Origin of the sequence: Lapillicoccus sp., from assembly GCF_039935575.1 — a bacterium.
Lineage (GTDB): Bacteria > Actinomycetota > Actinomycetes > Actinomycetales > Dermatophilaceae > Lapillicoccus.
Genome location: NZ_JBDTKA010000149.1, coordinates 23,023 through 32,689, shown reverse-complemented (window position 1 = coordinate 32,689; position 9,667 = coordinate 23,023). Strand labels below are relative to the sequence as shown.

The following is a 9,667-nucleotide window of genomic DNA, read 5'->3' as shown; positions in this document are numbered from 1 at the left end:
GTCGCGTGGGGAGACAAAGGACAGCTCCTCGTCGTTACCTTCGGCAGCTCCGGCTGCCCGAAGTTCCCGACCGCGGTCACCACTGAAGGCGGCAACACCCTGACGGTCACGACGGCGGCTGCCAAAGACCGGCCGTGCACCATGGACTTCTCCCCCACCACGTCTACCGTCGCCGTGCCAACCGGCATCGACGACACCAAGAACGTCCAGGTCGCTATCGACGGCCAGGAGTCCACGCTGCTGCCGCGCTGACTCTGCACCGGCATACCGCTTTTAGCGGCACACCGGCCTACCGTGGGGCATGACCGGCCGGTGGGCGAACCTCGCGCTCGCGGTGCTGGTCCCCACCGCGACGGCGTCCGGGTTCCTGATGTTCCTGTTCGGGAGCGGTAGCCCGGTCTGGCCGGTCGCCGTCTTCCACGGCGCGGCAGCCCTCGCCATCATCGTTCTTGTCCCGTGGAAACGCCGGGTCGTGCAGCGAGGGCTCGCGCGGGTCACCCGACCCGGGCGGGCCACCTCAGTCGCGTTGATCTGGGTCGTGCTGGTTGCCCTGTCGAGCGGGCTGGCCCACGTGGTGGGGCTGTCGTTGCAAGGGACAAGCATCACCACGATGCAGCTGCACGTGACTGCAGGGATCCTCGCCACCGTGGTGACCGTCGTGCACACACGTCAGCGACCGGTGCGGGTCCGACGCGTCGACCAGTCCCGCCGAGCCCTGTTGAGCGCCGGACTGGTGCTGGGCGTCGCGGGTGTCGCGACGGCCGTCGTGCAGGGAATCGGTTATATAGCAACGGGGTCCGGCACCCGGCGGGCGACCGGTTCGCTCCGGCTGGCTTCCTCTCGGGTCGACGCCATCCCCTCCACCTCGTGGCTTTTCGACGCGGTGCCGGCGCTTGACGCCGAGGCATACCGGCTCACGACCACCGTCGCAGGGGCAACGAGGACGTGGAGCCGGACCGAGCTGGCCGCCTTCCACGACGAGGTGACCGCCGTCCTGGACTGCACAGGCGGATGGTGGACCGAGCAGACGTGGAGTGGCATGCGCGTCGCCCGACTGGTCGGGTCTGGGGTGACCACGATCGTCGTCACGAGCGACACCGGATACCAGCGACGGCTGCCGCTGACTCAGGATCTGCTCCTGGCGACGGCGGTGGGTGGCTCGCCTCTGGACGCGGGGCACGGCGCGCCGGTGCGTCTCGTGGTGCCGGGGCGGCGCGGGTACCACTGGGTCAAGTGGGTCACGTCGGTCGAGGTCGAGACGTCCCCCTGGTGGCTGGAGCCCCCGCTGCCGCTGCGGTGACAGGACCGAGGAGCCTCCGGGAGATGTCATTGCGGGCGTGTGACCTGCCCACTCCCGCCGCAGCGGGACGCGAGCGTCTCGTGAACGTGTCGGAATCGTCAGCCCGAACGTCCTGACCACGTGCTGCCGCCGCCTCAGCAAGGCGTACGCGCCAGCGTGCGAACTTGGCCAGCGAAAACCTCCCCGGGCGCATGCGTCACATCAACGACCTAGGCCTTGTCGCGATGCTGTCTCTCGTGGCTGGAGCGGTGTTCGAGATCGTGGGCCTTGTCCGAGTCTTCCAGGAGGGCAGCTACTTCTTCCCGATCTTCGCCGGCTTGGCACTGATCGTCATCGGGCTGATCATCGGGCGTCGGAGCATCGTGCAGGGCCCGCGGCAGCCACGGTGACCCCATGCTTGGTACAACGCTCCGCGCTGATGAGGTGAGGGCCGCGCCGGATCGTCCGACTCTGCCGCCCTGAGAGCGGTTCCGCTCGCTCGGATCTAGCCGCGGGTCGGTTGACTCAGGTTCGTAGATGCTCTCATTCAGGTTTTCGCCAAGCGTGTAGATATCCAAATTTGGACATACAATCACTCACATGATGCCGGGTGGTCGCCTACGTGCGCGACTGATGGCGTTGATCGAGGGTGCTGGTTTCAACCGCAGCCAGGCGGCGTATGCCATCGGGTGCACGCCGTCCAGACTCGGGGACTACTTGGCCGAGCGCACCATCCCCTCAGCAATGGTCCTGCTCGACCTCGAAAACGCAGCGCAGCAGGCGGCCAACCGTCAGTGGATGCGTGCCGCGGATGTCATCGACGCGGCCGCCGAGCACGCCGAGTCCGATCCGATGTGGGCAATGCGGATGCTGCTCCAAGGACGTGACCAGTCCCTCGGGCTGAGCACGCCGACTCGTCGCGCGATCTGGGCCACGGGAACCCCAACGTCGCGTCTAACTGGTCCTTGGAAGACGTTGGCCTACACCATGCTGCGCGAAACCGCCCGTGATGGGCGGCCGATCCCCCGCTGGCTCGCTGCTCCCACGCCGCTACCCGAGCCCTGGACGCCCTTGCCAGTGAGGGAGGGACGGCCGTTGGACGTTGGCCTTGCCAAGCTCGGCATCGAGATCAACGAGCGCGAACTGGTCACCGCGTGAACTTCGACCTCGACGCTAGCCGAATCCGCGAACTGCTAGACGAACTCGACCGACGTCTGAGCACCGCTGGGATCGCGGCCGCTGTCTACGTCGTCGGAGGGGCCGCGATCTCGCTCCACCTTCCCGACGTAGACCGCCGTACTCAAGACATCGACGGCATCACGACCGATGTCCGGGTGGCCGAGATCGTCGCCCAGATGGCAGATGAGCTCGGCTTGCCAGAGGGATGGCTCAACGCTCGTGCGCTCCCCTTCCTCCCGCCACTTCCCGCGGACGTCTTCACGCCTCCTGACTCCCCGGGGTTGCGCGTGCAACTGGCGTCACTCGAGTTACTGCTGGCAATGAAACTGGCCGCAGGCCGAGCACGCGACAGAGCGGACATCGTCACCCTAGCAATGGTGCTGCGGATTGGCCCTGAAGCCGCGATCCAACTGACGCTCGAGACATACGGGGCGGACGCACTCGAGGTGATGACAACGCTGGCGGACGTCGCGTACGACGCGCGGGCACTCATCCCCGAGCGTCCATCAGGCTGATCAACGGCGCTTACATCTAGGGTCCTAACGATCCGGCTCCCCTGCTGTAGGACTGTCAGAAGCGCGTGCATTCCAGACCACCAAGCCTGGCAAACGGACCCTGACCGTGCTTCCCGAGCGGGTGGCGGTGGATGCGGACATCACCCTTCACCTCGCTCGGTTGCGCTCCTAAGCACAGACTGTCTACGGATCTGCCTGCGAGAGAATGTAGTTGGCGGTTGGGTGCATCAGTTTCTATTGGCGACGACCCAGGCGTCGATGGACCCTAGGACGGTGTCGGTCACGTCGTGTTGTGGCAGGAAGCCCAAGACGGTGCGGGCCTTTTCCATCGAGTACAAGGGTGCGCGCCCGATGTGTTCGATGGTGGTGTTCGCGTGCTCCGCGTCGACGCGGGTGACGAACACGTCCCACGGCACGAACTCCAGCCTCGGCTCACGACCGAAGTGGCGAGCCACCACCTCGGCGTAGCCGCGCAGCGTGAACGCCTGGGAGCAAACGCTGTTGAAGCTCTGCCCGGCGGCCTCGTCGGCTTGGTCCAGGCACGCCTGATGCAGTCCTGCTACGTCTTCGGCGTGTACGTGATGGATGGTCTCGCCGCCGCGGTCGGGCAGCAGGCAGGAGCCGTCGGCGCGCAGCGAGTCGATCACCCCGGGGTCGAGGTTGCCGGCGGGGCCGATGGGCAACCAGCCCGGGCCGCTGATGTGCCCGGGATGAACCACGCTGGCGCGCACCCGATCCTGCTCTCCCATCAGGTACTGCTCGACGGCGAGCTTGCTGACGCCGTACTCCCCGTAAGGGTGTTTGGGCGCATCCTCCGTGGTGGGAACCAGGGCGCTCGGCCCGTAGGACCAGACGCTGCCGGTGTGCACGACGTGCTGACCGTCTAGGGCGTCGACGAGCTGACGCGCCTGCGCCAGTGTGAAACAGGTCAGGTCCACGACCGCGTCGGGCCGCAAACCAGCGACCACCGAACCGAACTGACCATCCTGCTCGACCGACTCCCGATCGCAGGACACCATCTCGACGTCCCGCCACGCGGCATCGTCGCGGTAGGGCCGACGAGATCCGCGGCTGATGACCACAGTGTCATACCCTGCCCGGACCAGGCTCGGAACCAGGTAGGTGCCGATGTGCCCAGTACCGCCGATGACCACCACGCGCATGCTGACAAACACTACGGCCGCCTGGAAGTAGCAGGGGTATGCCTCGGGCCTGCGTCGCGCGGTGGCGCTCGCGGCAGGCTGACCACCGGGCCGCGCGCCGGCATACAAGGTGGGGCAGTGTTGGGGGGTGAGTGAGGAGTCGGTCGACGTCCATCCGCGGGACGCGCCGCGAGAGCCCGGCGCAGGCGGAGACACACCGGACTACGAACCCGACGTGCATCGCTGGCGGATCCTGGTGGTCACCCTTTTGGTCGGTTTCATGTCGCTGCTCGATGTGTCGATCTCGCCGGTCTCGGCGGTGGCGCGGTGGTCTCGCCGGAGGTGCACCCCAGACCGGGCAGCGCATCGGCGCGGCCATCGGGGCCGCCCTGTTGATGACCGCCTACCAGGTGCTGAAAGGCCCCGGTTCGGGTGCCGCCGCGGCGGGGGTTGCCCTGCGCTGGTCGCTGGTGACGGCCCTGATGCTGCTCGCGGTCGCGTTGGCGATGGCGGTCCGGTCCGTTCAGGACGCCCGAGACGATGCCCGCCGGGCTGACGGCGAGATGACGCGGGCGGGCGACGGCTGACCGTCGCCCACCCGCGCGCTTCACCTGTGTATCAGTGGTATCGACGGGGTGGTATCGCCGGGGTCACGAGTGGGTCAGGGCAGGTCCACCGGGCGCAGCACCGCGGTGATGCCGTGCGCGATCTGCTTGTTGCCCTTGTTGATGTTGAGGGCGAACGGGTTGAGGTAAGGGTTGGCGTCGTTGGTGTCGGCGTCGACCAGCTTGACGAGTCCCAGCCACTTCGACACGACCTGCACCCTGATCGACGCGCCCGGGAGGGCGGTGGCGAGGGATGCGCCATTGGAGTTGACGGCGGTCTTCGAGTCGATCGTGGCGCCCGGGATGACGTGGTAGAGCAGGACGGCCTCGATGGTGTCTACACCAAGGGTGGAGACCAGTGTGTTGAAGACGTCCTTCTCGCTCCAGATGTACTTGCCGGTCAGCTGGCGGGCCAGATCACGGAACGCGAAGTCGCTGGGCAGGAACGCGGTCAGCGCCACGTTGCCGTTTGCGAGGAGTGCGACGTTGCTGTTGGGCTTCGCCTTGATCACCGCGAGGACGGCCTGGGTCAGGATGTCGTAGTCGAACGGGTTCGAGTCGAACTGGCCGCCTCCGTTGGCGGTGAGGACGGCCGCGAGGCTTCGGTTACCCAGGGTCTGAGCAGCCTTGGCGGTGGGCGCGGCGGTGGCGGATGGTGCGACGAGGAGAACGGCCAGTCCGGCGGCGGCCGTGACGGCCAACGAGCGACGAAGCTTCATCAACGAATCCTCTCGGTGGGTGAGCGCGTCTCAGGACGACGTGCTCTGTCCCCCTTTCCCTTGCTGGGGGGCATACGGATGCACCCCACCGGCCCGGAGATTCGGGCCGAGCCGTCAGAGCTCGGCGAAGCTCGTCAGCCCGGTGACCGCGAGGACCTCGGTGCGCACCTGCGGACACTCGGCTTTGGTGGCCTCGTCGAGCGCACCGCTGTCGGCGGGGATGGCGTGGCTCTGCAGGAACCCGAAAAGGTTGCCGACGAGGTTGGCGTGGGCCCCCACCGGTGTACCGATCGCCTTGAGGGCGGGGAGCTGCTGTGTCAGGTATGCGCACACGTCAGCCGCGGGGTAGCCGCCGGCGCTCGCCGAAGAGGGTCGGGCCGTGACGCTCGACGAGGACGCTGACGGCGGCGCCGACGACGACGGCTGTGTTGACGATGGCTGTGTTGACGACGGCGAGAGCTGTGTTGCCGACGGCGAGACCTGCGTTGCCGACGGCGACGTCGAGCACGAGACCAGGGGCAGCGACGCCGCCAGGGCAAGCAGGACCGCTAGGGAGCGCTTCATGACGGCAAAGAGCAACGCCCTCCCTCCGGGATACCTCCGATAGCGAGCGGTGACCTCAGACCCCGGGGAACGCCTGGCGCAGGGGGTCGAGCTGGCCGTCACCCGCCACCTCGACGGGGGTGTGGTCGGCTGTCGACGAGGAGGTCGATGGCGTCGGTCATGTCACTCATCTTGTCGTAACCGATCCGAGTGTTCTGTGGTGTGACTGTCGAACCTGATCTAGAGTCCCTATTGCCAACACTTCGCAATAGTTAGGGCACCGGAATGAGCAGCACGTCGACGTCGACGGCCCCGGCTGGAACGGGTCAGCGGTTCAAGGACTTCCTGGCCGTCATGGACCGGGACGACCGGCGGTCTTTGTGGGGGATGTGCGCGTTCATCCTGCTCCTGCACGTCCTCGGGTTCGGCATCCTGCTCGTTCTGGTGGTGCCGCAGCATTATCAGCTCGGCGGTGACACGCCGATCTTCGGGATCGGCGTCGGTGTCCTGGCCTACACGTTCGGGCTGCGGCACGCCTTCGACGCCGACCACATCGCGGCCGTCGACAACACGACGCGCAAGCTGCTCGCCGACCGCGCAGCGGCCGGCGTCAGCCGCCGTCCGCTGTCCGTCGGCTTCTGGTTCTCCCTCGGCCACTCCACCATCGTGTTCGGCCTCGCGTTCCTGCTGTCCATCGGGATCAAGGCCTTGGCCGGGCAGGTCGAGGACGGCTCCTCCCAGCTACACTCCATCACCGGCATCATCGGCGCCTCGGTATCCGGTGTCTTCCTCTGGATCCTTGGGATCCTCAACCTGGTGGTCCTCGTCGGCATCGTCCGGGTCTTCCGCAAGATGCGGCACGGAGAGTACGACGAGCAAGAGCTCGAGGACCAGCTGAACAAGCGCGGCTTCATGAACCGCTTCCTCGGCGGCCTGACCAAGTCCGTCACCAAACCGTGGCACATCTACCCCATCGGCGTGCTCTTCGGGCTCGGGTTCGACACCGCCACCGAGGTCGGGCTCCTGGTCCTCGCCGGCGGAGCAGCCGCGTTCAACCTGCCGTTCTACGCCATCCTGGTCCTGCCGATCCTGTTTGCCGCCGGCATGTGCCTGATGGACACCATCGACGGGGTCCTGATGAACGGCGCCTACGGGTGGGCGTTCCTCAAACCGGTCCGCAAGGTCTACTACAACCTGACCATCACCGCGATCTCCGTCGCCGTCGCCCTGATCATCGGCACGATCGAGCTGATCGGCGTCCTGGCCGACCAGGCCAAGATCGAGAGTGGTCCGCTCGCCGACATCGCCAACATCCCGCTCGACTACGCCGGCTACGCCATCGTCGCGCTCTTCTTCGTCGCTTGGATCGGCGCGGTCGCGATCTGGCGCTACGGCCGGGTCGAGGAAAAGTGGTCGGCGAACCTGCGCACCGACATGACAACGCCGGGTGCTCGGTAGCGAGAACGAGAGGGCGTCCCGCACCTCATCGAGGTGATATCTCATCGCGTCCTCCGCCTGGACGGCAGAGCCGCGCGCGATGGCCGCAGCGATCGTCCGGTGCTCCGCGAGCGAAGACGACCGGCGGTTCACCTGCGCGTCGAGCAGCTGTGACTGCCCCACAAGCGCGGGGGCGATCCTGGACACGACGTCGGCGAAGACCGGGTTGCCGCAGGCCTGGGCGATGGTGAGGTGGAACGAGGCGTCCAGCCCCGTCGATACGCCTCGATCAGGTGGGCCGCCGACTAACCCTCGAACACGAGGTCGGGACGGGTGGGTCGCCACGACGAACGTCCCCGACCACCGCGTGTCACCGTCAGGCCGAGGGCCCCGCAGGACCGCAGCACCTCGCGAACCACGCTGCGGCTCACACAGCCTTCACCGACCACCAATCGGAATGATCGGCCACGAGTCTTGCCAAACGGACGAAATGGGCAGCATGATTTCGGCTACCCAGGTTGTCAGACCACTGGACAGCCTGACCGGCGTGGATCACCGAAGCCCTTCGCCAGCTTTGCACCCTGACGGCCAAGACCACGCGCCGCCGCGGGTTCAGTTACGTCGACGACGTGAGGAAGTGCAATGACCACGACCGAATCCCCTTCCACGCCACAGGCCCCGCAGAACTCGCTGGATGCCGAGCAGGTGGGCTACAAACAGACGCTGACCCGCCGACACGTGCAGATGATCGCCATCGGCGGCGCGATCGGCACCGGCCTCTTCCTCGGCTCCGCCTCCCGGCTGCACAGCACCGGACCAGCGCTGCTGCTCAGCTACGCCTTCGTCGGTGTGATCGCCTACTTCCTCATGCGGGCTCTCGGCGAGCTGGTCCTGCACCGTGCGACGTCCGGCGCGTTCGTGTCCTACATGCGCGAGTTCTACGGAGAACGTGCGGCGTTCATCACTGGCTGGATGTACTGGTTGAACTGGGCGCTGACCGGCATCGCCGAGCTGTCGGCCGTCGGCCTCTACGTGCAGTACTGGTTCCCGTTGATGCCCACCTGGGCCACGGTGCTTATCGCGCTGGCCGTCGTGCTGGTGATCAACCTGCTGTCGGCCCGCGCGTTCGGTGAGTTCGAGTTCTGGGCGGCGGTCGCCAAGGTCGGGGCCATCGTCATCTTTCTGGGCGTGGGACTGGTCCTCGTCATCGGCCGTTTCGACGTCGGCGGGCACCAGGCCGGTTTCAGCAACCTCTGGAGCAACCCGGGTGGCTTCTGGCCGACCACGGATGGGTTCAACTGGTACGGGCCGATTCTCGTGATGTCCGGCGTCGTGTTCGCGTATGCCGCGATCGAGATGGTCGGGGTGGCCGCCGGCGAGATGGAGGACGCCAGAGCAGAGGTGCCCAAGGCGGTCAACGCCGTCATCTTCCGGATCGGCGTCTTCTACTGTGGGTCGATCCTGCTGCTGGTCTCGATCCTACCGACCAGCGACTTCAAGTCGGGCATCAGCCCGTTCGTGACGATCTTCGAGCGGATGGGCGCCCAGTGGATGGGCGCGATCATCCAGGCGGTCCTCATCGTCGCCGCGATGTCCAGCCTCAACTCCGGCCTGTACTCCACCGGCCGGGTATTGCGCAGCCTGGGGATGTCCAAGCAGGCGCCGGGTTTCACGCTCAAGATGAGCAGCCAGGGTGTGCCGTGGGCCGGCATCGTCATGACCTCGGTCGTCTACGTCTTCGGCGCCGTCCTCAACGCGCTGACCCCGAACGCGTTCGAGGTGGCCCTCGAGGCCGCCGCCCTCGGCGTGCTGTTCACCTGGGGGACGATCTTCCTCTGTCAGATCAGGCTTCGGCAGCTCGTCAACAAGGGCGTGATCCCAGCGAGTCCGTTCCAGATGCCAGGGTACCCCTGGACCAGCTATATCGGACTGGTCTTCCTCGTGCTGGTCATGTTCGGGCTCGCCATTGGAGGGTGGCAGTCGTCGCCCTACTTCTGGAAGAAGACCGACTTCCTCGTCGTCGTGTTCGGGATCCCGCTGATCGCCCTGATCCTTCAGATCGGCTGGATGTTCGTGCGGCCCAAGGTTGTTGCCAACACCGGCGACCGGCTCAAAGCAGTCTGGTCGGACACCGGTCCGACGTACGGACGTGGGGTGGGTCCGCAGGACCTGGACCCGGACCCGGCGTTCGACCCCGACGTTCTAGAGCCGCACGTGCATAACCCCGAGACCAAGTCGTGAGGAGCGG

At 66.6% G+C, this 9,667-nt stretch carries 11 protein-coding genes and 2 pseudogenes; 9 read left to right on the top strand and 4 right to left on the bottom strand.

What is annotated here, in order from left to right; translation table 11 throughout:
- The 5 genes and pseudogenes from ABI385_RS17555 to ABI385_RS17535 form a co-directional block, all read left to right on the top strand.
- Positions 1-252, top strand: a pseudogene (locus tag ABI385_RS17555) (hypothetical protein); the annotation flags it as partial.
- A gap of 49 nt (positions 253-301) precedes the next feature.
- Positions 302-1,300, top strand: coding sequence for a molybdopterin-dependent oxidoreductase (locus ABI385_RS17550; protein WP_348105054.1), 999 nt, complete (start codon positions 302-304; stop codon positions 1,298-1,300).
- Between the two features lie 164 nt (positions 1,301-1,464).
- Positions 1,465-1,689 (top strand): hypothetical protein, encoded by a 225-nt coding sequence (locus ABI385_RS17545; RefSeq protein WP_348105053.1) that lies wholly within the window; start codon positions 1,465-1,467, stop codon positions 1,687-1,689.
- Between the two features lie 190 nt (positions 1,690-1,879).
- A complete protein-coding gene (locus ABI385_RS17540) occupies positions 1,880-2,437 on the top strand; it encodes a helix-turn-helix transcriptional regulator (RefSeq protein WP_348105052.1) in 558 nt (185 codons plus the stop codon).
- On the top strand, positions 2,434-2,973 hold the full coding sequence (locus ABI385_RS17535) for a DUF6036 family nucleotidyltransferase (protein WP_348105051.1): 540 nt from the start codon (positions 2,434-2,436) through the stop codon (positions 2,971-2,973). Before ABI385_RS17540 ends, ABI385_RS17535 begins: the two co-directional genes overlap by 4 nt.
- A gap of 227 nt (positions 2,974-3,200) precedes the next feature.
- Here ABI385_RS17535 and ABI385_RS17530 read toward each other — a convergent pair whose 3' ends face one another.
- Positions 3,201-4,136 (bottom strand): NAD-dependent epimerase/dehydratase family protein, encoded by a 936-nt coding sequence (locus ABI385_RS17530; protein ID WP_348105050.1) that lies wholly within the window; start codon positions 4,134-4,136, stop codon positions 3,201-3,203.
- 272 nt (positions 4,137-4,408) lie between these two features.
- Here ABI385_RS17530 and ABI385_RS17525 point away from each other — a divergent pair, with 272 nt between their 5' ends.
- A complete protein-coding gene (locus ABI385_RS17525) occupies positions 4,409-4,702 on the top strand; it encodes a hypothetical protein (RefSeq protein ID WP_348105049.1) in 294 nt (97 codons plus the stop codon).
- Positions 4,703-4,776: 74 nt separating this feature from the next.
- Here the strand turns inward: ABI385_RS17525 and ABI385_RS17520 are convergent, their stop codons facing one another.
- On the bottom strand, positions 4,777-5,439 hold the full coding sequence (locus ABI385_RS17520; protein ID WP_348105048.1) for a fasciclin domain-containing protein: 663 nt from the start codon (positions 5,437-5,439) through the stop codon (positions 4,777-4,779).
- Between the two features lie 114 nt (positions 5,440-5,553).
- Entirely contained in the window at positions 5,554-5,772 is a 219-nt protein-coding gene (locus ABI385_RS17515) for a hypothetical protein (protein ID WP_348105047.1), read from the bottom strand.
- Between the two features lie 46 nt (positions 5,773-5,818).
- Between ABI385_RS17515 and ABI385_RS17510 the strand changes: the two genes are divergently transcribed.
- Complete coding sequence (locus ABI385_RS17510) at positions 5,819-6,046, top strand: hypothetical protein (RefSeq protein ID WP_348105046.1); 228 nt, start codon at positions 5,819-5,821, stop codon at positions 6,044-6,046.
- Positions 6,047-6,267: 221 nt separating this feature from the next.
- Positions 6,268-7,440 (top strand): HoxN/HupN/NixA family nickel/cobalt transporter, encoded by a 1,173-nt coding sequence (locus ABI385_RS17505; RefSeq protein ID WP_348105045.1) that lies wholly within the window; start codon positions 6,268-6,270, stop codon positions 7,438-7,440.
- A gap of 39 nt (positions 7,441-7,479) precedes the next feature.
- Here the strand turns inward: ABI385_RS17505 and ABI385_RS18570 are convergent.
- A pseudogene (locus ABI385_RS18570) lies at positions 7,480-7,764 on the bottom strand (FadR/GntR family transcriptional regulator); the annotation flags it as partial.
- Between the two features lie 297 nt (positions 7,765-8,061).
- Here ABI385_RS18570 and ABI385_RS17500 point away from each other — a divergent pair.
- Positions 8,062-9,660 carry an amino acid permease gene (locus tag ABI385_RS17500; protein ID WP_348105044.1) on the top strand — a complete coding sequence of 533 codons (1,599 nt, stop codon included), beginning with the start codon at positions 8,062-8,064 and terminating at the stop codon, positions 9,658-9,660.
- Positions 9,661-9,667 lie beyond the last annotated feature (7 nt).

Bases quoted from the DNA above. Each gene is read 5' to 3' on its own strand.
- ABI385_RS17530 (WP_348105050.1), bottom strand. From the start codon at position 4,136: ATGCGCGTGGTGGTCATCGGCGGTACTGGGCACATCGGCACCTACCTG.
- ABI385_RS17505 (WP_348105045.1), top strand. From the start codon at position 6,268: ATGAGCAGCACGTCGACGTCGACGGCCCCGGCTGGAACGGGTCAGCGG.
- ABI385_RS17540 (WP_348105052.1), top strand. From the start codon at position 1,880: ATGATGCCGGGTGGTCGCCTACGTGCGCGACTGATGGCGTTGATCGAG.
- ABI385_RS17500 (WP_348105044.1), top strand. From the start codon at position 8,062: ATGACCACGACCGAATCCCCTTCCACGCCACAGGCCCCGCAGAACTCG.
- ABI385_RS17525 (WP_348105049.1), top strand. From the start codon at position 4,409: ATGTGTCGATCTCGCCGGTCTCGGCGGTGGCGCGGTGGTCTCGCCGGA.
- ABI385_RS17550 (WP_348105054.1), top strand. From the start codon at position 302: ATGACCGGCCGGTGGGCGAACCTCGCGCTCGCGGTGCTGGTCCCCACC.
- ABI385_RS17520 (WP_348105048.1), bottom strand. From the start codon at position 5,439: ATGAAGCTTCGTCGCTCGTTGGCCGTCACGGCCGCCGCCGGACTGGCC.